Consider the following 22,769-nt stretch of genomic DNA (forward strand, 5'->3'; position numbering starts at 1 on the left):
CTTTTAAAAGAACGATACTTTTTCTTTTAGCGATTCCTGATACTTTTCTTCATAGTCATATAACGGCGTTGGATAATCTCCGTTGAAATAAGCCATACACAATCCTGAATACGGGCTATCCTTTTTCAGTCCAATCGATTCGATCAGACCCTCTTCACTTAAAAATCCTAAAGAATCTGCACCGATACATTCTTTGATTTCATCAATCGTGTGATTTGCCGCAATGAGTTCTTTACGCGTTTGAATATCAATCCCGTAAAAACATGGATATTTCAAAGGAGGAGAAGCAATCCTCACATGGACTTCTTTTGCTCCTGCTTCTTTCAAAAGATGGACGATCCGTCTGCTTGTCGTACCCCGAACAATTGAATCATCGACCATAATCACCTTTTTACCTTCCACTACTCCTCGTACAGCAGATAATTTCATTCGAACACCTTGCTCTCTTAGCTCAGGCGTTGGCTGGATAAATGTTCGGGCAATGTATTGATTTTTTACTAATCCGATTTCATAAGGGATTCCACTAGCTTCCGCATAACCGCTTGCGGCTGACAAAGAAGAATTAGGTACGCCGACGACCATATCTGCTTTTACTGGCGATTCTTTCGCTAAATTCCGTCCCATATTTTTCCGTGCAGTATGCACATTGATCCCTGCGATGTTTGAATCTGGTCTGGCAAAATAGATATATTCCATCGAACAAATGGAAAGCTGCGTATTCTTCGTAAAGCAATCAATCTGGATTCCTTCGTCATTGATAATCACTATCTCTCCAGGCTGGACATCTCTTATAAAACGTGCCCCGATAACTTCTAATGCACAAGTTTCCGAGGCAATCACGTATGCTCCGTTTTTCATTTGTCCGATTGCTAATGGACGAAAACCATTTGGGTCCAAAGCGGCAATCATTGCCGTTTCTGTCATTAATAAATAGGCAAATCCACCTTTGACTTCATTTAAAGCACTTTTCAATTTATTTAAAAAATCTGTTTCTTCACTTCGTCGGATCAAATGCATCAATATCTCCGTATCGGAGTTAGAATGGAAGATCGCCCCATTTTCCTCTAACTCTTTTCTAAGTGAACGAGCATTGATCAAATTGCCGTTATGCGCTAAGCCGATCGACTGATCATGAAATTTGAATAGAAAAGGCTGAATATTGTCCACACTTCCATTGCCTGCTGTTGCATAACGTACATGTCCGATTGCAGCTTCTCCTGTTAACTGCTGCAATTTTCTTTGATCTTTGAATACCTCAGAAAGTAGACCCAGATCTCGATGACCCATAAGCTTTCCTCGATCATTGGACACGATGCCCGCACCTTCTTGTCCTCGATGCTGAAGACTATGGAGCCCGAAGTATGCCACACTAGCGGCATCCGGATGACCCCAAACGCCGAAGATCCCGCATTCTTCATTTAAACTCTTCACTTCATAAGACATACGATTGGATCCTCCCAGCACTTTCTTGCTACTGCAGTTTCTATTTTGATCTGACCGTCAGTTGCTGAAATTTCGATTATCGCTTCATCCGTCACCTTACCTGCTAAAACAGCAGCATCTCCCATCATTTCTTCGAATCGTGTCTTATTTTCCGGTGCGACTGTCAATACAAATCTTGATTGAGTTTCTGCAAATAACTGAGCAGAGGACAATTCAAACTGTACAGATATCCCTAGCTGATGTTTGAAAGCTGATTCTGCCAGTGCAATTGCCAAGCCACCTTCTGAACAGTCATGAGCACTTTCAATCAATCCGTTTTGGATGGCTGTCAATACTAACTCTTGGTTTCTCTTTTCAATGGATAGATCAAAGTTTCGGATCACACCTTCGATTCTTCCAAGCTGCATCTTTTGTAATTCACTGCCATCAAAATCTGCAAACGTCTTACCTAATATATAGATTAGATCCCCTGATTTTTTGAATTCCTGAGTAGTGATATGTTTATGATCCTCAATCAATCCGACCATACCAATCATTGGTGTTGGATAGATTGCTTGACCATCCGTTTCATTATATAAAGAGACATTTCCTGAAATAACAGGAGTTCCTAACGTTTCACACGCAGCAGCAATTCCATCAGCTGAAGTCGATAATTCCCAAAAAACTTCTGGTTTATCAGGAGAACCATAGTTCAGGCAGTCGGTGATCGCCAAGGGCTTGCCACCGCTAGCAATAATATTTCTAGCAGCTTCTGCCACTGCTATTTGTCCTCCGATTTTTGGATCCAAATACAGATAGCGCGCGTTGCAGTCTGTGGTCATAGCTAACGCTTTATTCGTCCCTCTAACCCTCATCACAGCAGCGTCGCTTCCTGGACGGACAACTGTATTGGTTTGTACTTGTGAATCATAAGTTTCATAGATTGAACGTTTCGAAGCAATCGTCGGTTGCTGCAGCAGATCAAGCAATACTTGTCCAGGTTCTTCGATAACTGGCTGATAAGGAGCTAACTGCTGAAATTCTGCGATTCGAGCTGGTTCTTTCATTTCTTTATGATAGACTGGTGCATCTTCAGCTAATGCATCGACTGGCAGATTTGCTACTTCTTCTCCTTGATGATATAGCCGATATTGCCCGTCATCTGTTACTTTCCCGATAGTGACTGCATCTAGATCATACTTCTGAAATAGTTCTTGGATTTTTTCTTCCTCTCCTGATTTGACACAAATCAACATCCGTTCTTGTGATTCCGATAGCATCATTTCATAAGGCGTCATTCCAGTTTCTCTTTGTGGGACTTCATCTAATGTCAATATAAGTCCTGAACCAGCTTTTGAAGCCATTTCCGCACTAGATGAAACAAGTCCTGCTGCTCCCATATCCTGTATACCTATTAGAGAATCCGAATGATGCAAGATTAATTCCAAACACGCTTCAAGCAGCAGCTTTTCCATAAAAGGATCGCCTACTTGTACAGCAGAACGTTGCTGTTCTTCTTCTTGATTAAATTCTTCTGAGGCAAAAGTTGCTCCGTGGATACCGTCGCGACCTGTTTTTGCGCCTACATACATGATCGAATTACCGACGCCAGCGGCTTGCCCTTTCTGGATATGTTTGTGTTCAATCAAACCTACGCACATTGCATTGACTAATGGGTTTCCTTCATAACAAGGATCAAATGCAATTTCGCCGCCTACAGTCGGTATGCCGATACAATTGCCGTATCCGCCGATACCTGCAACTACTTCTTCTAGTAAATATTTCGTTCTTGGATTATCTAATTCGCCGAACCTCAATGAATCTAGCAACGCAATTGGACGAGCCCCCATGCTGAAAATATCTCTGATGATTCCGCCAACTCCTGTCGCAGCTCCTTCATAAGGCTCCACGGCTGAAGGATGATTGTGACTTTCTGCCTTGAAGACAACTGCTAGTCCATCACCGATGTCGACGATGCCTGCGCCTTCTCCAGGGCCTTGCAACACATGAGGTCCACTAGTAGGAAATTTGCGTAGAACCGGTTTAGAATTTTTATAGGAACAATGTTCGCTCCACATAACAGAGAACAGTCCAGTTTCCGTATAATTAGGCATTCTTCCTAAGATATCTTCTTCGATCATTCGATATTCTTCATCAGTCAATCCCCATTCGGCATAGATTCTTTTTTTCTTGATCTCTTCAGCTGTCGGTTCTTTCAATGTTTTCATCTATACGGTCACCTTTCCGAAGTTTTTTAAAATGGAAGCAAAGAACCGTTTCCCATCTTCTGATCCTAGCAAGTCTTCTACTGCACGTTCTGGATGAGGCATCATTCCTAACACATTCCCTGCTTTGTTCGTAATCCCTGCAATGTTTTCCACGCTGCCGTTGATGTTGTCATTATAAGTAAAGGCAATCTGATTATTTTTTTTTAGTTCTTGAAGTGTTTCTTCGTCACAGAAATAATTTCCTTCCCCATGAGCAACTGGAAGATAGATTATTTCGTCGGCTTCATACTCTGAAGTAAAGGCCGTCTTGGAGTTGACTTTCAATGGTACAGTTTTGCAAATAAAATGCAAAGACTCATTTCGTCTCAGTACACCTGGCAAAAGTCCTGCTTCTGTCAATATCTGGAATCCATTGCATGTACCGAATACCGGTTTCCCTTCTTCAGCAAAACGAATCACTTCTTCCATGATTGTAGAAAACCGAGCAATCGCACCGCATCTCAAATAGTCACCATAGGAGAATCCTCCCGGCAGTAAAACCCCATCAAATCCTTCTAAAGAGGACTCATCATGCCGTACAAATTCGGCATCAGCGCCCATGATCTCGCGAACTGCCCATAACATATCTGCGTCACAATTTGAACCTGGAAAAACGATGACCGCAAATTTCATGTTATACTTCCTCCATTTTTTTGATTTCATATCGGTATGTTTCCATATTTACATTTGCAAGCAGCTTGTCACAAATCGTTTCAATCACTGTATCGATTGGTTCTTCTGCATCAGCAAGTTGTATCTCAAAGTATTTTCCTATTCGGATATCTTCGATTGTTTCATATCCCATACGATGGACTGCTTTTTTTACTGCCTCCCCTTGAGGATCTAACACTGAATCTTTATAGGTTACATATACTTTTACGAAATACATCATACTCGCTCCTTTTCTTCAGTTAGTTCCGATAGACGGTTATATACTTCTTGATAGACTGGGATCAAATCACCTAGATCTCTGCGGTAAACGTCTTTGTCCATATGTTCATTCGTACGTTCATCCCATAATCGGCAAGTATCCGGTGTTACTTCATCCGCAAGCAAAATTTGTCCATTCGACCGGCCAAATTCTAGCTTGAAATCTACTAAAACCAAACCGACCTTAGCAAATAATTCGGTCAAAATTTCATTAATAGCCAACGCTTGGGCTTTCAGCTCACTGATTTCTTCCGGTTTTGCAAGTTGTAAGAAATAGATATGCTCTTCATTGATAAATGGATCATCCAACTGGTCATCCTTATAGTAGAATTCAATGATTGGTTTGATGAATTCTTTACCTTCGGGAACACCTAGACGTTTTGAGAAACTTCCTGCTGCAATATTTCGGATAACCACTTCCAGAGGGATAATTTGTACTTTTTTTGCTAATTGTTCGGTTTTAGACAATTGTTCAATAAAATGATTTTTTATTCCTCTTTGAGTCAGATAACGGAAAATTGCACTTGTGATTTGATTATTCAATTCTCCTTTTCCACTTATCTGGTCTTTCCTCGCGCCATTCAACGCAGTTGCTTGATCTAAATATTCTATCCAAATCAAGTTCTCATCAGAAGTAAGATATATTTTTTTGGCTTTTCCTTCATACAAAAGTTCTTTCTTCTCCATGTACGTCTCTCCTTTTTATTTACATTAAAAGCAAATACATCGTTTTTTGTTCGTGTTTTCACTTTAAATTTTAGCAATCATCTTTTTATAAATCAACAAAAATATGTACATTTAAGGCATTAGATTCTTTTAATGTTCGTGTTTTATCAGAAACGAAAATCTTATACCATCAACAAGCGTTTACATTTATACTTAATGATGGTATATTAGAATTAACTAAAAATTTGGATAATGGGTTCGAGGAGGCACTTGCCGATGGAAGATGCAATAAAACAAGGTCAGCTTTTTTTATCAGAATTAACAGCTGAAGAACGTTCCTGTCTATATAATGATTTGCTGTCGATCAAAGACGTTTATTTATGCAATAAAGATACTAGTTTTTATACATTCCGAAAAATCCGCCGAGCAACCAAGCGCTGTGCTGAATGCCGTAAAAGGACTTTTCTTTATCAGACAGAACACAAAGGCGAACTTTCAATCAGTCAGATTCATGAACAGAAGCGTTTCAAAAATCATTATCGTATCCAGATCTTATTCAATGGACAAGAGATGGAATACGCTTTTCTCGAAAACTTGCTGCAACATCTCCATAACGAGCATTTTAGTTATAATAGTCACGCCATTTATGCTTGACTCCTACATTTTGTATAGATAAAGGTACGATAAAGCAGTAGTATGTCGCTTTTAAAGTCAGGTTCCTATCATTGATAAGAAAACATAATAAACTAAAAGAAGCAGAACCGCTAACGGATCTGCTTCTTTTTTGGTTATTTTTGCTATTCTATTTTAATTGAATTTTGCAACTCACTCTTCTTTATTCCAAACCTACTCGTTTGAATATCACGTCAACGTTTTTCAAATGATGATGATAATCAAAGGCATCGTCTATTTCTTCTTTAGATAATACCGATGTGATGGTTGGATCTTCTTCTAACAGCGGGCGGAACTGCACTTGGTTGTCCCAAGCGTACGCAGTTTTTGGCTGAACAAGATCATAAGCTTCTTCTCTTGTCATTCCCTTATCGATCAATTTCAGCATAACGCGCTGGCTATAAATCAAACCAAATGTTGCAGACATATTCCGCTTCATGTTTTCAGGAAAGACCGTTAGATTTTTAACGATATTGCCAAAACGATTTAACATGTAATTCAATAAAATCGTGGTATCAGGCAAGATGATTCGTTCTGCTGAAGAATGAGAAATATCTCTTTCATGCCATAATGTGACATTTTCATAGGCAGTGACCATGTGTCCGCGCACCACTCTGGCTAGACCAGCCATATTTTCTGAACCGATCGGATTCCTTTTGTGCGGCATAGCAGAAGAACCTTTTTGACCTTTCGCAAAAAATTCTTCTACTTCACGTGTTTCGGATTTTTGCAATCCGCGTATCTCTGTTGCAAAACGTTCAATACTTGTAGCAATAAGCGCCATCGCTGAGAAATATTCAGCATGTAGATCCCGAGGGAGAACTTGAGTAGAGATTTCTTGCGGACGGATCCCCAATTGTTTACATACATACTCTTCAATAAATGGCGGGATATTTGCGAACGTCCCCACTGCTCCTGAGATTTTTCCTGCTTCTACTCCTTTTGCCGCATGTTCAAATCGTTCGATGTTCCGTTTCATTTCTGAATACCATGTGGCAAGTTTCAATCCAAAAGTAGTTGGTTCAGCATGGACACCGTGTGTCCGACCCATCATCACTGTATATTTGTGTTCTTTTGCTTTTTCGCCAATGATTTCCGTAAAACGTTTCAAGTCTTCCCGTAAAATATCATTTGCTTGCTTGATGAGATAGCCATAAGCAGTATCTACGACATCCGTACTTGTTAGACCATAATGGACCCATTTTCTTTCTTCTCCCAATGTTTCAGAAACCGCTCGTGTAAACGCAACGACATCATGGCGTGTTGATTTTTCGATTTCCAAGATCCGATCGATATCAAATGATGCATGCTCACGAATTTTTTTCACATCTTCTTGCGGGATTTCACCAAGTTCTGCCCAAGCTTCATCTGCTAAAATCTCGACTTCAAGCCACGCACGGTATTTGTTCTCTTCCGTCCAGATATTCCCCATTTCAGGGCGTGTATAACGTTCTAACATGTTTTTTCTCCTCTAATCCCAAATATTCGTTTGTTTGATTTCTTCCAGCGTTTGCTGGATATCTTCTGTCAAGATAGTGATATGTCCCATCTTGCGACCTTTTTTTGCTTGTTTTTTTCCATAGAAATGAAATTGCCAGTCTGGCTTATTCTCGATCAAGCGATAGCTTTCCAGCAGTTGTTCTCCCAAAACGTTGACCATTACTGCTTTGCTTGTCAAACGTACTTTTTCTCCTAATGGCCAACCGCAAATACCTCGAATATGGGCATCGAACTGACTCATAGAACAAGCTTCAATAGAATAATGTCCAGAATTGTGAGGACGAGGAGCTAATTCATTCACATATAGCCCGCCTGTTTTTGTTAAAAACATTTCTACCCCTAAAGCACCTGAAAGGCTTACTGCTTCTGCAATCACACGGGCAATACGCTCAGCCTCTTCAATCACATCCTGATCAATCGCAGCTGGAGCAATCGTTTCATGAAGAATATTGTTGTGGTGGATGTTTTCCACGACCGGAAAAGTCGTGAAATCTCCTTGACCATTTCCTGCCACCATGATCGAAATCTCTTTTTCAAACGGGATCCATGCTTCTAAAACACAGGTTCCTTCTCTTAAAAGGTCCATGGTAGGAGCTAGATCCGCCCGACTTTTCAAAACATACTGCCCCTTGCCATCATAGCCACCTCGAGTGGTTTTCAAAACACAAGGATAGCCGATCCCGTCAATCGCATCTTGGATATCCGTCGGACTGACGATCGTTGCATAAGGAGCAATCACGATGTTGTTCGTTTCCAAAAAAGATTTTTCTAACAGGCGGTCTTGCGTAATCGCAAGCAAGTCTGTCCCTTGAGGAATAAATGACATGGGTAAAATCGCATTTAACGCCTCTACACTGACATTTTCGAATTCATAGGTAATGACATCTGTTCTTCTGGCAAGCTCTTTCAGCGCAAAGGTGTCATCATAGACACTTTCAATGTGCCAATCTGCAACTTGTGCGGCTGGACAATCGCTCACAGGATCCAGCACACCTACTTTAAAGCCCATTTCTTTTGCACTAATCGCCATCATACGACCTAATTGACCGCCACCGACGATCCCGATCGTTGAACCAGGCAACAAAGGTTTAACCAAGTTGATCACTACTTTCTATAACAGTTTTAGCCAACATTGAACGTCTTTCAGCCAATTTAGCCTCCAATTCTAAATCATACATGGAAAGCATCTGTATCGCAAGTAGTCCAGCATTAATTGCTCCCGCTTTTCCGATTGCTGTAGTAGCTACAGGTACTCCTCCAGGCATTTGGACAATCGAAAGAAGCGAATCCAAACCATTTAATGTTCGTGATTGGACCGGTACACCGATAACCGGCAAAGTTGTTTTTGATGCGACCATACCCGGCAGATGCGCGGCTCCCCCTGCCCCTGCAATAATGATCTTGATTCCTTTTTTTCGAGCGTTTTGTGCATATTCAAACATCAAATCTGGGGTTCGATGAGCAGAAACGACCTTTTTTTCATAAGACACACCGAATTCATCCAATATTTGACATGCTTCTTTCATTGTTTCCCAATCTGAAGTACTCCCCATAATCACAGAGATTTTTGCTGTCATTGTTTTTCCTCCCAGTTTTTCTACATTCATATTTTAACAATCACTTTTTTTTATGTCAAAGAAATTTCGAATGTTAACAAAGAAAAACATTTTATTGTTCGTGTTTATTAAAGATAAAAAAAAGGAATGTGACAAAAGTTAGGTCACATTCCTTTTTATGGATAAACGGTGTTCTCCTGCCAACTCCTCGGTCACAAGGAACAATATTCAACAAACATGAGAAGCTGTTTTTTGAAATTGTTCCTTGTGACTCGGAGATGAACGGCAGGCTCACGACCTCTTCCTTCAACGGTGTTCAATCAGCTGCCCCTCGGTATTAGCTCAAACAAACGGCAAAATACGAGGAACTATTTTTCCGTTTGTTTCTCTAATAATCAGGTCAAAACGCTGATTTCACAACCTTTCTTTTGCTCTATTACTTCTTGAAGGCTTCTTCCAATATTTCTTCATCTTTTTTCAATCCATTAAAGATCAAATTTAATATGATAGCCGTAATGCTACTCATTACGATGCCATTTCCAGTAAACATTTGCAATGTTTGCGGCATTTGACTGAATAATGTCGGCGTAACATTGAAACCTAGCCCAAATCCAACAGAAACAGCAACGATCAATAGATTTTTATCATTGCTGAAATCAACTTCCAACAGCATACGGATTCCTTGGACTGCCACCATCCCGAACATGACTAACATTCCTCCACCAAGTACCGGCTCAGGGATGATTTGTGCTAACGCACCGATTTTAGGGAATAAACCTAAAACAATCAAGAAGAATGCAGAGAAATAGATGGGTTTTCTTGTTTTGATTCCCGAAAGTTGAACCAATCCGACATTTTGAGAAAAGCCAGTATAAGGGAATGTATTGAAAATACCGCCTAAGATAACGGCAAGTCCTTCTGCACGATATCCCTTTTTCAATTCTTCTTCTCCAACATTTTTCCCAGTAATGTCACCAAGTGCAAAATATACACCTGTTGATTCTACCATGCTGACCATGGAAATGATGATCATTAGTAAAATCGACCATACGTCGAAAGTTGGTTTACCAAAATAAAAGGGTTGTGGAACATGGAACAACGGCGCATCTCCAATCGCGCTCAGATCAATCATCCCCATGAAAGCAGCTAAGATGCTTCCTCCGACTAAACCAATCAGTACCGCGATTGAACGAATGAACCCTTTTGCCAGCATTTGCACGCCTACAATTAGGAGAATCGTCACAAATGCAAGTAGCAGATTTGTTTTGTCACCAAAATCAGCTGCTGTTGCATTACCTCCACCCATTTTCTCGATTGCTACAGGAATCAAAGTCAAACCAATAACGGTGATAACCGTTCCTGTTACTATAGGAGGGAATAGTTTTTTTATTTTAGAAAAGACACCAGAAACTAACACAACAAAGATCCCAGAAGCGATAATAGATCCGTAGATAGCTCCTACTCCTTCATTGGTTCCGATCAAGATCAGTGGAGCTACTGCTTGGATCGCACATCCTAAAACGACAGGCAAGCCAATTCCGAAAAATCGGTTAACTGTCAATTGCAATAATGTCGCTAATCCACACATAAAGATATCAATTGAAATCAAATAAGTCATCTGTTCTTGATTAAAGCCTAGTCCTGTACCGATCAAAAGAGGCACCGCTACTGCTCCTGCATACATCGCTAGCAGATGCTGCAGCCCTAAAACCGCAGCTTTTCCATTTTGTGTTTCTTTTTCCACGATTATGCGTCCTCCTCAAGAAACTCAACTTGTCCATTCGTCAAGGAAGCAATACGCGCAAGAGAAACGACTCTCAATCCCATTTCTTCAAGTAACTGACGTCCATCTTGGAAAGACTTTTCGATGACGATCCCGATTCCTTCTACTTGAGCTCCAGCTTGCTGGCATAATTCGATCAATCCTTTTGCCGCTTGTCCGTTTGCCAAGAAATCGTCGATAATCAATACTTTGTCTTCTGAAGATAAAAATTTACGAGAAATAGAAATCGTACTTGTCACTTGTTTCGTAAAAGAATAAACAGAAGCTGTCAATAATTCTTCATCCATCGTCAAACTTTTTGCTTTTCTAGCGAAGATCATTGGAACATCTAATTCTTTTGCAGCAAATAAAGCTGGTGCGATCCCAGAAGCTTCAATGGTCACAACTTTCGTGATTCCTTGTTCTTTAAATACTTCTGCAAACCGTTTTCCCATTTGTTCCATCAATACAGGGTCTACTTGGTGAGTGACGAAGCTGTCGACTTTTAATACGCCCTCGCCTAATATACGTCCGTCTTTTTGAATACGTTCAACTAATTCTTTCACTTTATTTGCTCCTTTATCATTTATTAATACCGAAATAACCGCTTTTGTGCAAAAACCTACTATGTTTCTGTTAAAGAAAAACACCCTCCACTTTATCATAAGAAAAGAAGGGTGAAATAGCCAATCTTTTACTTATAGTCCAGCATTTACGGTACTGGCTAGAAACTGTCATCCATATTATGACGATATATAAGTAGGTATGTAAAACTAATAATAGTGTAAATTCATTTTCTTGCAACTGTTTTGCACGTGAAGGCAGTTTGCCATATTTGAATAAAAAATGTTGTTTCAAATATTGAAAACAGTCTAACACTACTTTCTGAAACTGACAACGTGGTTTACTTATTTTTTTGTAAAATCTAATGATTTTTAATGCATTATTCCTTTTTGTTCGGGTTTAAATAGTTATTTTTATTTTCTCCTATCTAAAAAAGCAGCCCACATAAAAAGAAGGCATGACAAAATGCATGTCATAGCCCCTTTTTCCGAATAAATAGTGTTCAAAAGACAGCCTATCGGCAATAAGGCAAGATTTTATAAACTACGGGAAGTAATTTCCGTAAATCTATTCTTATTCTTTTAAGCTGACAAGCTCGTCAATCACTACTGCTTTTCCTGAAGCAATAGAATGATTTGCTGCGATTCCTGTCAAAATCGACAAAATACCATCTACGTGAGTTGCTGCCCGATTCCACGAATCTTCTTTTTCTTCACCAAATAGATCATCTAATAAACGCGGATCTCCTCCGCCATGTCCGCCCGCTTCTTGTTCGACGATTACCTCATATGGCTCACCGAACATCGGATAGACATGGATGGACTGAAGAACAGCTGCTCCTTCATCCTTTTTATCTCCACCTGCATTGATGTAAGACTTTTCGATCACTTTCATTTCGATCCGTCCTTTACTGCCATTGAAAGAAACATTGAATCCTTCCCACGGCATATACGCATTTAGCGAATACGTCAAAATCGCACCAGTTTCATATTTGACCGTTACGCCTAGTGTATCTTCAATAGAGATATCATCGGAAAATACACTGCGGTCACGAATATATCCACTGTCTTTTTCTGCTTCTAAATACATTTCTCGCAATTCCTCATTGGCTGACAGGTCTATAGCAAATGGATCAGCTTTAGCTAGTTCGCTTCCATAGCATCGACTGTAAAATGTTTCTACTCCGCGTTTCTCCGCATTATGCATCCCATAAAAGTTTAATCCACCGAATGCAAATACCTTTTTGGGACGGCTGTTCAACCAAAAATTCACTAGATCAAAATGATGGGTAGATTTATGAACAAGAAGCCCGCCGCTATTGTGCTTATTTCGATGCCATCTTCTGAAATAATCTGCCCCGTGTTGCGTATTTAACAGCCATTCGAAGTGGATAGAAAACACATCACCAATCACATCACTTTCTATCAGTTCCTTTATCTTCGTGTGATACGGTGCATAACGATAATTGAAAGTGACTCGCGGGCTTCTCCCCGTCTGTTTTTGGACCGTTATTATTTCTTGAGCTTTTTCCTCATCGATAGTCAGAGGTTTTTCGCAAATAACATCATATCCTTTTTTCATTGCACGAATGATATAATCATGATGCGTTCGATCTACTGACGTAATAATGACTTCAGCCGGCCGTACGTCATCCAGTAGTTGCTCAAATTGTGATGGCATACATGTCTTTACTTTTTTCTGTCCATACTTGTTCACAAGTATCCGATTTGCATAATCCATCCTTGTTTGAGATACATCACAAAAACCGACTAGTTCACAAGTTTGATGATACGTAGAGGCAATTGCCTCATAAAAAAAACGCGCTCTCCCACCAAGTCCGACTTGTACATATTTTTTCTTCATTTAAAGTCATTCTCCTTTTCTTTTAAGCAAAATACTGTGACAAATGGCAGCCCTGGATACAGTAATGCAGTGAGTAAAAAATCATGCTGTATACACCAGAACAGTCCATACAAAAGGCATAAATACCACAGAAACCCTTTGACGTTTTTTGACAACAGCCAGATATTCCTTTTGATCAAATAAACAAGACTATCTGCTTTATCTTCTTTGCAGATATCAATTAGCGTACTAAAAAAACTATGGGATACAAAAAGCAACAGACACAATAGAAAAGGAATCAGATACCAAGCTCCAATCTTTCCCACTAATAAATACCAATCAACTGCAAAAATAATGACAAACAGCTGAAACAACGTAATGATGAAACACATCCGTTTGATTTTTTCTTTCCTCCAACATACCTTTTTTCTGCCAAGTAATGGACAGATAGATAATAAGAAGGATACATCATCAAAAAATAAATCAGATAGACAACACGAGCAGACAGCACTAATCCTAAAGTGAACAAACATCCTAGGACTAAAGCGAAAAGAGCATTACTGATAAGACTGGTTAAAAAAATCCGACAGAAATAGTAGTTGAGCTTGTAAAGAAACATCTCTTCTATTGGCTTTTTCATATTCAGCCCTTCAGACCGCTTGTACTGATTCCTTGGACGAGATATTTATTGAAGAATAAGAAAATCAGAAAAACCGGTAGCAGAGACAGCGTAGACATCGCAAACATACTGGCGTAAGTCGTGCTAGATCCAGCGTCTGCAAATAATTTGATGGCAATCGATACCGTGTAAGATCTCGGCTTGTTTAAATAAATCAATGGTCCCATGAAGTCGTCCCATTTCCAATAAAACTGGATGATGATCGTCGTGATGATCGAAGGTTTCAGCAAAGGAAAAATAATTTTGGTAAAGACACTATACTTGCTGCATCCGTCAATAATCGCTGATTCATCTAACTCTTTGGGGATGCTGACCATGAATTGCATGATCTGGTAAATGAAAAATGCTTGTCCAAAAAAATGTGGTAAAATCAGCGGCACATACGTCCCAACCAAATTCAGCCGATTGTAAATAATAAACTGCGGAATCAAAATCACTTGTGCAGGAATCATCATCGTTACTAACATGACGACGAACCAGAATCTTTTTCCTTTGAAATCGATTCTCGATAATGCGTAAGCAATACAAGTCGAGCTCAGAACTGTCCCTATCGTCGAAACTGCAGAGATGACAAACGAATTCCTAAAGAAAGTAAAAAATGAAATTCCAGCAAACCCTGCCCATCCTTTTGCGTAATTTTCCCATTGAAAAGTCTCTGGAATCAAATTCAGCGAACCACTCAAAATCTCTTGATCCGTTTTAAAAGAACCTGCGATCATCCATAAGACCGGATAAATCATGACTAGACCTAATAGCAAAATAAAACCGTATTGAAACCATTTCGTTACTGTTTTATTCATTTCTTCCTCCTCTCATTCACACAACGACCCATTTTTTTGATGATTTGAAAATCAGAAAGGTGACAGCTCCCATAATCAACAGCATGATCCACGAAATAGCACTAGCATACCCCATAGAATTAAAAGAAAAAGCTTGGTTATACACATAAAGAGCATAAAAGTTCGTGGCATCATTCGGACCACCTTGGGTAATGATAAATGCCTGCGTAAAAGTCATAAACGCCGCGATTGTCTGCATGACCAAGTTATACAAAATGATCGGCGAAAGAAGAGGTAACGTGATCTTGTAAAACGTCTGCCATTTGTTCGCTCCATCGATCTCTGCCGCTTCATAATACGAGCCTGGGATCTCTTTGATACCTGCAGCAAAGATGATCATTGCCGAACCGAATTGCCAAGCAGACATCAAAACAAGAGGGATCATGACCAGTTTTTGATCGCTAAACCAGGAAAGCGCAGGTGCGCCTAATCGTTCCAGAAAAATATTCACTAACCCGTTTTTAGAAAACAACTCCCGCCAAACTAGAGCGATAGAAATGCTGCCACCAATCAAACTAGGCACATAATACAAAGAACGAAAGAAAGTCGTTCCTTTGATATTTCTCGTTAAAAGATAAGCAATCAATAGACCAAAGATCAGTTTCACAGGTACAGATGCAAATACATAGAGAAAAGTGACTCGGATGGAGTTCAAAAAACGGGCATCACTCAGCATCTTTATATAATTATCCAAGCCGATCCATGAGACTGGATTTCCCAAACGATAATCGGTGAACGAATAATAAAGTGACAAGATCATCGGTATCACTGTTATCAATAGAAATCCTAGGATGAAGGGAGAAGCAAATACGTAACCAACCACATTGTCTTGATCCAAGAACCGTTTTAGTTTTTCTTTTTTCATGCCTTCCTCCTGCTGCTATCCTAGAATGTTTGACGCAAACTCATAAAGACTCTCTGCTGCTGCTTCTGCTGTTACTTCTTCATAAATGACTTTTTCAACTAAAAGATTGTATTGGTCTTGAATTTCCGGATTCAAAGCACTATCAAAGACATTCACTTTACCGTTATCCATATCGGAAATCATTTCTAAATAGTCAAATATCGCTTGCAAAGTTGCATCATCTGTACGAGCGAGCTGTTCTCGAATATTCGACATGATTGGTACACCACGTTCTCCTTTTAAAATTTCATTGGCTTCTTCACTGTTTTGAAAGAAATCAATAAACTTAGCAGCTTCTTCTTTATGTGCTGAGCTTTTTGCCATACTCAGCATTTGCGAAGAACGCAAAGGGATACCAGATTCTCCATCTGCTTTTCTGCGAGGTGGATTAATCAACTGGATCTCCATATCTTCAGGAGCCCCTGACAATATTTCTGTCAACTGGTTACTTGATAGAAACACCATTGCCGCTTCTCTATCCCTAACCGCCTGAAAAGACAGATCCGTCGTACTTGCAGCTCCACCACCTGGTTCCGGATGGGCCCCTTTGTCTACCAGATTTTTACGCAGCTGGAAAAAATCTGTTAGATAGTCTGGATTTTCAAATCCCAAGCTGTTAGATAGATCTTCCCGATTATAAAAATTCAATCCTTTCTCAACTTGTGGTATTTGAATAATACAGCCAGCTATAAAATCTTCGAATCTTGAAATAGCATAGATTCCTAATTCTTCAGTGATTTGATAGCTGATTTGTTCAAATTCATCCCATGTCCAATTTGAAGCAGGTTCAGGGATATTTAATTGTTCAAATATATTTTTATTGTAAGCAATCGCAAACGAATTCACCCCGTTAGACAATCCAACTAATTGCCCGTCGTAAGTCGTCGTTGCTAAATAGGATTCATCTGCATTAGAAATATCAATTATCCCTTGCTCCACATATTCATCTAATGGTTCAATCTGATTGATGTATTGAGGAAATTGATTGTTCAGTTGGAAAATGTCCCAGATATCATCTGATGCTGCTAGTGTACCTAATTTTGTGTAATATCCTTCATAATCATAAAATTCATAATCGATCGTCACATGGGGATTTTTTTCTTCATAAAGCTCGATTACTTTTACTGTTGCATCGTGTCGGACTTGCGAACCCCACCAAGCCATGTTCAGCGTGATTTTTTTGTCATCTTCTTGCCCACAAGCCGTCAAGAAGAATAACATAACACTTAAAGCTAAGATGATTCTCATTCTTTTCTTCATTCTCTGCACCTCTACTTCCATTGTTATTTTTCAATATACTGTATTTTTATACAGAACATATTTATTAAACGATCTTTTTTAAGGGGAATAAAAACCAAGACTTGCCCTATCGTTCTGCCTAGGATGAACAACTCAATACTTTCAAGGAAAATTAGATCGTGCTGATTCTTCTTTCATCGCTAAAAACACTTCTTGCTTCAAGGATGGGAGGATAATTACGCAAAGAAAAAAGGATATCAGACAACTGTCCAATATCCTTGACATAGCTAAATAAGCATGCTTCTTCGTGTACGCTCTTCCCTAAAAAACAGAAAAATAACTAGTAATTCTTTATGAAATTAGGTACAATATACACGTCGATGCACAAGCATTGACTATGGCAACTTGATTGGTCAGTTCCCGCTGACTTTTCAAGCCCCGACAATTTAGCTGCTACTAAATTGTCGGGTGCCTTTTTTAGTTTTTATTCGTTTTTCATTCTATAGAAAGCGCTTCAATAAATCAAGACATTTTTTTGTTAGAATGCTAATAATAACAAAAGGTTTTGACTCTTCTTATGTACATTACAGATAAAAAAACAAAAAAATTTCTCTTTTTTTGAATTCTGAACAAATAGTACTGGAGTACAAAAGACGAGGAAGAACCACTATCTGCTCTTCCTCGTCTTTTGATTCTCACCTGTTATTCATGATTCTTTTTCTCAGTTTCCCGATATTTTTCCATTTTACGACTAAAAAGCTCTCCGCTACTTGGTGGCGTATATGTGATGGCATTTGCTCCTGCTTGAATGGTCTCAGCAATACTTTCTTCCGTTGGACCACCTGTCGCAATGATAGGAAGTTCAGGATATTTTTTACGAAAATGGCGTACTGCTTCTGCAGTTTCTTTACCTGCACTGATATTGATAATCGAAATACCAGCTGCTAACTTTTCATCTATTTCTGTATATTTCGACGTTACCGTACTGATAACTGGAATATCAACTACTCGACAAACTTCTTTTACTGTCTCTAAAGGCGTAGGACCGTTCAAAACGACCCCTAACGAACCTTGCGCTTCTGCGAACATGCTCATGTAGGAAGAACGAGTACCTTGTGTCAAACCACCACCTACACCGGAGAAAACTGGAATGTCAGCTGCCTCAATAATGCTTTTAGTAATCGCTGGATGAGGTGTAAAAGGATACACAGCAATTACTGCATTCGCATTTGTATTACGTATGATCGCAATATCCGTAGTAAAGATGATCGAACGGATCAATTTTCCAAATATCTTGATCCCGCTTGCTTCTAAAATGATTTCCGGTACTCTTACGATATCTTTTCTCAATTCCGTCATGATTTCTGGCGTAAATTGTTCTGCCATCAGCCACTTCTCCTTTGCTATCTCCGGTCATACTGATTCAAATGATACGTCTCGATGACCTGGATGATTTTTTGCGCATAACCGGGGTCTGTCGCATAACCTGCATCTTGCAATGCTTGTGCGGCTTCCTGATAGTTGGTGGCCGTAATCACTTTTTCATACAGCGCAGGATTCCAATCTACTCCTTGAACGAACAGTTGTGTATGGTCATCCATGGACTGTTCCCATGAATCATACACTTTGAAGTCTCCTTGGATAGTTATCCATTCTTCGTTAACAAATTCCTTTGTTTCCAGGCTTACTTTCTTCTGATCCCCATAAGCCTTGATCCCGAAAAGATTATTGTATTTGCTAGCCAAGGTACTTTTTCCCCAATTTGATTCTAATATAGCTTGTCCTAAAATGATACTAGGAAGCACTCCATAACCATCTTGTAGTTCTTGGGCATGCGGAACAAGCCGTTCAATAAATTGCTGATGGGATTGCGCTTCATTTTCTTGCTGATTATCAGTAAAAGGAGAAGACAGATTCTTCAAGGAAAAAACAAAGGCTAAGAGTATCACTGCTACACCGGCAACCACTGCTGGCCAACGGATATTCTTGCGCTTTTGCTTTTTCCACTTTTTTTTCGCCATGATCAATTCCTACTTTTCATTTAATTCATTCAGATATTCTTCTAGCGTCAATTGGTGTTTGGTGATATACTCAGCATTTTCTTTACCGACATAACGTAAGTGCCAAGGTTCATATGTGATCTTAGTTATATCTTCGTGTCCTTTTGGATAACGAACGATAAATCCATACTGCGCAGCATTATCTGCGATCCATTTAGCTCCAGGCTGATCTCCGTAACTTGCATCCAATACAGTAGAAGGATAACTGTTGTACCAGTTTTGATCGACGACATCGACTGCCAGACCTGTGTGGTGTTCGCTGTATCCTGGCTCCGTAATCGTCTCTTTAGTAATCTTTGTCGCCTCCTCTTCTGATACACCTTGACGACTCATCACATCGTGGACATTTTGTTCGAAAACTTGTTGTTGGGATGATACAGACCGGTAAGCTGAGACCATCACTAATGGAAATCCAGCTGCTTCAGCAGCCTTAGCAAATGCTTCATATTCTGGAGCAATGCGTTTGTCGATCAAGTATCCGTTACTTAATGATGCCAATTGAGTAGACTCATCGATTTCTTTTTCTAATTTGTGATCTGGACCAACCAAAACTAGCTTCCAATCGTCTGTTTTAACATCTGGCAATTGTTTGGACGTACGATCTTTTGTTTCTTTGTCCTTTACCTTGCTGCTGGTTGTTTGACTGTTCTTTTCTTTACTAGCAGTTGTTTTGGTGCTTGTTCGTTCGACTGCTTGATTACCGGCTTGAACATGCGAATCATCATCGCTAAAAATAACATAGCCCATTGCTGCGATCATAATCACAACTGCTCCAAATCCTAAAAATTTATTCACTTGAAAAATCCTTTCGTTGTTCTTCACGTTCCCCGTTCACCTCATGAACGTAAGTTTCTTCCAGATTTTCATTCACCCAATCGAGAAGTTCGATTTTTTCTCCTTCAATCTGTTTTTGAACATCTGCTGGCAGACGAAAATTCAAAATATCATCATAGCCCCATTCATCATATTGAATACTTACTTTCAAGTCAAGGTATCTACCAGCCTGCTGATTATTTTTCAAAGGGATCAGCTCGACTTTTGCTGCTTTGCTGCTAAGCCATTTTTGTGCGATGCGTGTTTTGATTTGCTTGTACTCTGCAACGGCAACGTTTCGTTTTTCGGGAAAAATAATCGTTTGACGCAAAATCTTTTGCGTTAGCATCCATTCATAATCAGTGAAAAGATTTTTTACTTTCTGCATCGCTTCAGATGGCAGGTTTTTCTCGCCATCTTTCCATTTTTGCCATTGTTCTGGACTGATCAGCAAGTATTCATCTAAAAAATTTTTTTCAGTTTCAAACTGTTCTAATAATACACTCATAATAAGATCAATATATACTTGATGCACGTTTATCCCCTCCTTTTAACTATTCTACTTAAGTTTTGATCAAAAAGCACCTCTTAAATCGCTGCTTTCATTTTTTTTAATGTTTCAAGTCCTCTCCCCTTTATTCTTCGTGATTTTTGTTATAATAATAGACAGACAAGAAACTCAATCCAACTATGAAGGAGCGTTTTCAGATGAAAAAATATCAATGGGGAATCGTTGGTCTTGGTACCATCGCACATGAGTTTGCCGAAAGCTTCAATCAAGAGACGAGCGAACTAACAGCAGTTGCTTCCAGAACTTCAGAAAAAGCGGAAAACTTTGCTCACCGTTACAATATTCCAAAAGCTTACGGAAGCTATCAAGAAATGTTAGACGATGCTGAAATCGACATCGTGTACATTGCTGTACCAAATAGACAGCATATCGACCATATCTTGGCAGCCTTGGAAGCAGGCAAACACGTTCTATGTGAAAAAGCCATCACGATGAATAAAAAAGAACTGGCTGACGCTATGCGCTTAGCAGAAGAAAAGAATTTGATCTTAGCAGAAGCGATGACAATCTTCAACATGCCACTTTATCAGCAGTTACGCTCAATAATGGATACAGGAAAACTAGGGACTTTAAAAATGATCCAAGCACCTTTCGGCAGTTACAAAGAACCATACCCCAAAAACCGGTTCTTCAACCCAGAATTAGCTGGAGGAGCTCTGTTGGATATCGGTACGTATGCTGTATCTTTCGCTCGTTTCTTTTTAAGCTCTCAACCTGAAGTAGTTGCCTCTACAATGGTTCCTTTTGAAACAGGCGTGGACGAACAATCAGTCACTATCTTGCGTAACAAAGAAAATGAACTTGCTGCTGTCAGCTTGACTTTTCAGGCAAAAATGCCAAAAGTCGGCATCGTTGCCTTTGAGAACGGTTATGTGACGATTGCTGATTACCCGCGTGCTGATCGTGCGGAGATCTTATTTACAGACGGTACAAAAGAATTCATCGAAAGCGGGAATACATCTGAAGCAATGAATTACGAAATAAAGAATATGGTACACATGATTGAAGGTGACTTGCCCAATCGCTCTCTCTTCTTGACAAAAGATGTCATCGAAATCTTGGATCAAATGCAAGTTCTATGGAAAAAGATGTAATTTTAAAAGGTTGTGAAAAAGCTGTTCTGCATCAAGTAATAAGAACAGCCAAACAAAAATAGCTCCTCCTATTTTTCGTTTGGCTGGACTTATTACCGCAGAGGCAAGCTTTTGAACACCGTTTAAGAAAGAGGTTGTGAGCCTGCCGTTCAGCTCCGAGTCACAAGGAGCAATTTCAAAAAACAGCTTCTCATGTTTGTTGAATATTGTGACTTGTGACCGAGGAGTTGACAGGAGAACACCGTTTAAGGAAGAGGTCGTGAGCCTGCCATTCAGCTCCGAGTCACAAGGAGCAATTTCGAAAAACAGCTTCTCATGTTTGTTGAATATTGTGACTTGTGACCGAGGAGTTGGCAGGAGAACACCGTTTAAAGAAGAGGTTGTGAAATCAGCTTTTTGACCTGAATATTAGCTGAATTCACAACCTCTATTTTTGGATTTTTTGTTGGGAGAATTCTGCCTTGATTTCAATAAAACTTTTAAAAGACTGCAAAAACTGGAACAATTCTGCTCGATCCTCGAATTCAGGGCGGCTAGTCGGCAGAGGCATTTGCCGATACAATACATAAACTTCTTCAATACGTGCTAAAATTTGTCTGCCATCATTTGACTCTGAAAATGTTTCTGCAGTATAAATCAATAAACCATAGATATGTTTTCCATAATAAGCTGGTTGCTGGATTCTCTCTAGGTTTTCCAACATGTCTTTAATCACATTGGCCTGTGCTCTTCTCATAGAGAAGTAAGTTTCGTAGTATAGCGGCTGTCTGAGCCAGTAGTTTTCTTGATGTTCTCTGGCATCTTCTTGGCTTTCGCGAATGAATGTCAGTAAATGTTCGCACTTGATCTGCACATCTTCTTTATTTTCTGATAAAAGAAATTCTGCCATTTGTCTCAAAATATTTCGAAATTCTTTTTCGATCTGTATTTGGTTTTCCTTCAGCTCCTTCGTACGATCTGGCATGTAGACATTTGCAAGCAAAGCAAATACTAATCCAATCGCCATTAATCCCGCTTCATTGCCGATTAGCTGCCAAGACATGTTTTCCTCCACTAAATAATGAGTGACCAAAACCGAATTTACTACGATCCCTTCGGTTAATTTGAAGCGAGAGGCAAGCGGGATGAACAGGAATAAAAAAAGACTAAAGCCAAAAATAGTATACCCAACAGCAAAAAAACTGAACAGTGCTGTTGCCGTAGCTAATATAAAGGCTGCGATTCGATTCATGCCCGTACGCAATGTAGAGCGCTTGGTATTTCCTACACTTAATAATGCAATGATCCCTGCAGCTGGCCAATACAACAGCGATAAGCTACCCGCTGTGACCATCGAAAAGAAGACACTGATCACTGTTTTGACTGTTCGCATTCCTATACGCATTTACT

The 22,769-nt window shown here is 39.6% G+C and carries 21 protein-coding genes, 1 pseudogene and 1 riboswitch; of the genes and pseudogenes, 2 read left to right on the top strand and 20 right to left on the bottom strand.

The window, feature by feature from the left end:
- Positions 1-3 precede the first annotated feature (3 nt).
- From purF to purC, 5 genes are read right to left on the bottom strand one after another with little or no spacing between them, the layout of a single operon-like run.
- Positions 4-1,443, bottom strand: a complete 1,440-nt coding sequence (gene purF, locus RBL01_RS07450) for an amidophosphoribosyltransferase (RefSeq protein ID WP_002318416.1) — start codon at positions 1,441-1,443, stop codon at positions 4-6.
- The gene (gene purL, locus RBL01_RS07455; protein ID WP_002327090.1) at positions 1,428-3,650 is read right to left on the bottom strand and encodes a phosphoribosylformylglycinamidine synthase subunit PurL; all 2,223 of its coding nucleotides are present in this window, start codon (positions 3,648-3,650) and stop codon (positions 1,428-1,430) included. The genes purF and purL overlap by 16 nt, the downstream gene beginning before the upstream one ends.
- Positions 3,651-4,322: a phosphoribosylformylglycinamidine synthase subunit PurQ gene (purQ, locus tag RBL01_RS07460; RefSeq protein WP_002302316.1), complete on the bottom strand. Its 672-nt coding sequence runs from the start codon at positions 4,320-4,322 to the stop codon at positions 3,651-3,653.
- 1 nt (position 4,323) lies between these two features.
- Positions 4,324-4,578: a phosphoribosylformylglycinamidine synthase subunit PurS gene (gene purS / locus RBL01_RS07465; protein ID WP_002295474.1), complete on the bottom strand. Its 255-nt coding sequence runs from the start codon at positions 4,576-4,578 to the stop codon at positions 4,324-4,326.
- Positions 4,578-5,306: a phosphoribosylaminoimidazolesuccinocarboxamide synthase gene (purC, locus tag RBL01_RS07470; protein WP_002288021.1), complete on the bottom strand. Its 729-nt coding sequence runs from the start codon at positions 5,304-5,306 to the stop codon at positions 4,578-4,580. The genes purS and purC overlap by 1 nt, the downstream gene beginning before the upstream one ends.
- A 255-nt stretch (positions 5,307-5,561) precedes the next feature.
- Between purC and RBL01_RS07475 the strand changes: the two genes are divergently transcribed.
- Positions 5,562-5,939: a hypothetical protein gene (locus RBL01_RS07475; RefSeq protein ID WP_010727810.1), complete on the top strand. Its 378-nt coding sequence runs from the start codon at positions 5,562-5,564 to the stop codon at positions 5,937-5,939.
- Between the two features lie 181 nt (positions 5,940-6,120).
- Here RBL01_RS07475 and purB read toward each other — a convergent pair whose 3' ends face one another.
- The 14 genes and pseudogenes from purB to RBL01_RS07545 all read right to left on the bottom strand — a co-directional run bounded on the left by purB (position 6,121) and on the right by RBL01_RS07545 (position 20,250).
- Positions 6,121-7,416, bottom strand: coding sequence for an adenylosuccinate lyase (gene purB / locus RBL01_RS07480; RefSeq protein WP_002306865.1), 1,296 nt, complete (start codon positions 7,414-7,416; stop codon positions 6,121-6,123).
- A gap of 12 nt (positions 7,417-7,428) precedes the next feature.
- Positions 7,429-8,553, bottom strand: a complete 1,125-nt coding sequence (gene purK, locus RBL01_RS07485) for a 5-(carboxyamino)imidazole ribonucleotide synthase (RefSeq protein ID WP_307780920.1) — start codon at positions 8,551-8,553, stop codon at positions 7,429-7,431.
- Positions 8,546-9,034 carry a 5-(carboxyamino)imidazole ribonucleotide mutase gene (gene purE / locus RBL01_RS07490; RefSeq protein ID WP_002303771.1) on the bottom strand — a complete coding sequence of 163 codons (489 nt, stop codon included), beginning with the start codon at positions 9,032-9,034 and terminating at the stop codon, positions 8,546-8,548. The genes purK and purE overlap by 8 nt, the downstream gene beginning before the upstream one ends.
- A gap of 415 nt (positions 9,035-9,449) precedes the next feature.
- The gene (locus tag RBL01_RS07495; protein WP_002295470.1) at positions 9,450-10,757 is read right to left on the bottom strand and encodes a nucleobase:cation symporter-2 family protein; all 1,308 of its coding nucleotides are present in this window, start codon (positions 10,755-10,757) and stop codon (positions 9,450-9,452) included.
- A 2-nt stretch (positions 10,758-10,759) separates the two neighbouring features.
- Positions 10,760-11,341 (bottom strand): xanthine phosphoribosyltransferase, encoded by a 582-nt coding sequence (locus tag RBL01_RS07500; protein WP_002306871.1) that lies wholly within the window; start codon positions 11,339-11,341, stop codon positions 10,760-10,762.
- A 115-nt stretch (positions 11,342-11,456) separates the two neighbouring features.
- Positions 11,457-11,554, bottom strand: a riboswitch (purine riboswitch).
- A 358-nt stretch (positions 11,555-11,912) separates the two neighbouring features.
- Positions 11,913-13,202, bottom strand: a complete 1,290-nt coding sequence (locus RBL01_RS07505) for a Gfo/Idh/MocA family protein (RefSeq protein WP_002327093.1) — start codon at positions 13,200-13,202, stop codon at positions 11,913-11,915.
- A pseudogene (locus tag RBL01_RS07510) lies at positions 13,199-13,821 on the bottom strand (hypothetical protein). Before RBL01_RS07510 ends, RBL01_RS07505 begins: the two are co-directional and overlap by 4 nt.
- 2 nt (positions 13,822-13,823) lie before the next feature.
- Positions 13,824-14,660 carry a carbohydrate ABC transporter permease gene (locus tag RBL01_RS07515; protein ID WP_002306876.1) on the bottom strand — a complete coding sequence of 279 codons (837 nt, stop codon included), beginning with the start codon at positions 14,658-14,660 and terminating at the stop codon, positions 13,824-13,826.
- Positions 14,661-14,676: 16 nt separating this feature from the next.
- Complete coding sequence (locus RBL01_RS07520) at positions 14,677-15,564, bottom strand: carbohydrate ABC transporter permease (RefSeq protein ID WP_002295465.1); 888 nt, start codon at positions 15,562-15,564, stop codon at positions 14,677-14,679.
- A gap of 15 nt (positions 15,565-15,579) precedes the next feature.
- Positions 15,580-16,863 (bottom strand): ABC transporter substrate-binding protein, encoded by a 1,284-nt coding sequence (locus RBL01_RS07525; RefSeq protein WP_080489857.1) that lies wholly within the window; start codon positions 16,861-16,863, stop codon positions 15,580-15,582.
- A gap of 681 nt (positions 16,864-17,544) precedes the next feature.
- Positions 17,545-18,228 (bottom strand): hydrolase, encoded by a 684-nt coding sequence (locus RBL01_RS07530; protein WP_002298744.1) that lies wholly within the window; start codon positions 18,226-18,228, stop codon positions 17,545-17,547.
- Positions 18,229-18,245: 17 nt separating this feature from the next.
- Complete coding sequence (locus RBL01_RS07535) at positions 18,246-18,863, bottom strand: glycoside hydrolase family 73 protein (RefSeq protein ID WP_002327096.1); 618 nt, start codon at positions 18,861-18,863, stop codon at positions 18,246-18,248.
- 9 nt (positions 18,864-18,872) lie between these two features.
- A complete protein-coding gene (locus RBL01_RS07540; protein ID WP_002327097.1) occupies positions 18,873-19,697 on the bottom strand; it encodes a D-alanyl-D-alanine carboxypeptidase family protein in 825 nt (274 codons plus the stop codon).
- Positions 19,690-20,250 (bottom strand): hypothetical protein, encoded by a 561-nt coding sequence (locus RBL01_RS07545; protein ID WP_002318405.1) that lies wholly within the window; start codon positions 20,248-20,250, stop codon positions 19,690-19,692. Before RBL01_RS07545 ends, RBL01_RS07540 begins: the two co-directional genes overlap by 8 nt.
- 173 nt (positions 20,251-20,423) lie before the next feature.
- On the opposite strand from RBL01_RS07545, the gene RBL01_RS07550 reads away from it, so the two are divergent.
- Complete coding sequence (locus tag RBL01_RS07550) at positions 20,424-21,380, top strand: Gfo/Idh/MocA family protein (RefSeq protein ID WP_080489858.1); 957 nt, start codon at positions 20,424-20,426, stop codon at positions 21,378-21,380.
- A gap of 427 nt (positions 21,381-21,807) precedes the next feature.
- On the opposite strand, the gene RBL01_RS07555 is transcribed toward RBL01_RS07550, so the two are convergent.
- Positions 21,808-22,764: an aromatic acid exporter family protein gene (locus RBL01_RS07555; protein WP_002327099.1), complete on the bottom strand. Its 957-nt coding sequence runs from the start codon at positions 22,762-22,764 to the stop codon at positions 21,808-21,810.
- Between the last annotated feature and the right edge of the window lie 5 nt (positions 22,765-22,769).

It is taken from the genome of Enterococcus sp. SB12, from assembly GCF_030910025.2.
In the GTDB taxonomy this organism is placed as follows: Bacteria; Bacillota; Bacilli; order Lactobacillales; family Enterococcaceae; genus Enterococcus_B; species Enterococcus_B faecium.

Bases quoted from the DNA above. Each gene is read 5' to 3' on its own strand.
- RBL01_RS07530 (WP_002298744.1), bottom strand. From the start codon at position 18,228: ATGGCAGAACAATTTACGCCAGAAATCATGACGGAATTGAGAAAAGAT.
- purF (WP_002318416.1), bottom strand. From the start codon at position 1,443: ATGTCTTATGAAGTGAAGAGTTTAAATGAAGAATGCGGGATCTTCGGC.
- purB (WP_002306865.1), bottom strand. From the start codon at position 7,416: ATGTTAGAACGTTATACACGCCCTGAAATGGGGAATATCTGGACGGAA.
- RBL01_RS07550 (WP_080489858.1), top strand. From the start codon at position 20,424: ATGAAAAAATATCAATGGGGAATCGTTGGTCTTGGTACCATCGCACAT.
- RBL01_RS07515 (WP_002306876.1), bottom strand. From the start codon at position 14,660: ATGAATAAAACAGTAACGAAATGGTTTCAATACGGTTTTATTTTGCTA.
- RBL01_RS07520 (WP_002295465.1), bottom strand. From the start codon at position 15,564: ATGAAAAAAGAAAAACTAAAACGGTTCTTGGATCAAGACAATGTGGTT.
- purL (WP_002327090.1), bottom strand. From the start codon at position 3,650: ATGAAAACATTGAAAGAACCGACAGCTGAAGAGATCAAGAAAAAAAGA.
- purQ (WP_002302316.1), bottom strand. From the start codon at position 4,322: ATGAAATTTGCGGTCATCGTTTTTCCAGGTTCAAATTGTGACGCAGAT.
- purS (WP_002295474.1), bottom strand. From the start codon at position 4,578: ATGTATTTCGTAAAAGTATATGTAACCTATAAAGATTCAGTGTTAGAT.
- RBL01_RS07555 (WP_002327099.1), bottom strand. From the start codon at position 22,764: ATGCGTATAGGAATGCGAACAGTCAAAACAGTGATCAGTGTCTTCTTT.
- RBL01_RS07475 (WP_010727810.1), top strand. From the start codon at position 5,562: ATGGAAGATGCAATAAAACAAGGTCAGCTTTTTTTATCAGAATTAACA.
- RBL01_RS07525 (WP_080489857.1), bottom strand. From the start codon at position 16,863: ATGAAGAAAAGAATGAGAATCATCTTAGCTTTAAGTGTTATGTTATTC.
- purC (WP_002288021.1), bottom strand. From the start codon at position 5,306: ATGGAGAAGAAAGAACTTTTGTATGAAGGAAAAGCCAAAAAAATATAT.
- RBL01_RS07535 (WP_002327096.1), bottom strand. From the start codon at position 18,863: ATGGCGAAAAAAAAGTGGAAAAAGCAAAAGCGCAAGAATATCCGTTGG.
- RBL01_RS07505 (WP_002327093.1), bottom strand. From the start codon at position 13,202: ATGAAGAAAAAATATGTACAAGTCGGACTTGGTGGGAGAGCGCGTTTT.
- purE (WP_002303771.1), bottom strand. From the start codon at position 9,034: ATGACAGCAAAAATCTCTGTGATTATGGGGAGTACTTCAGATTGGGAA.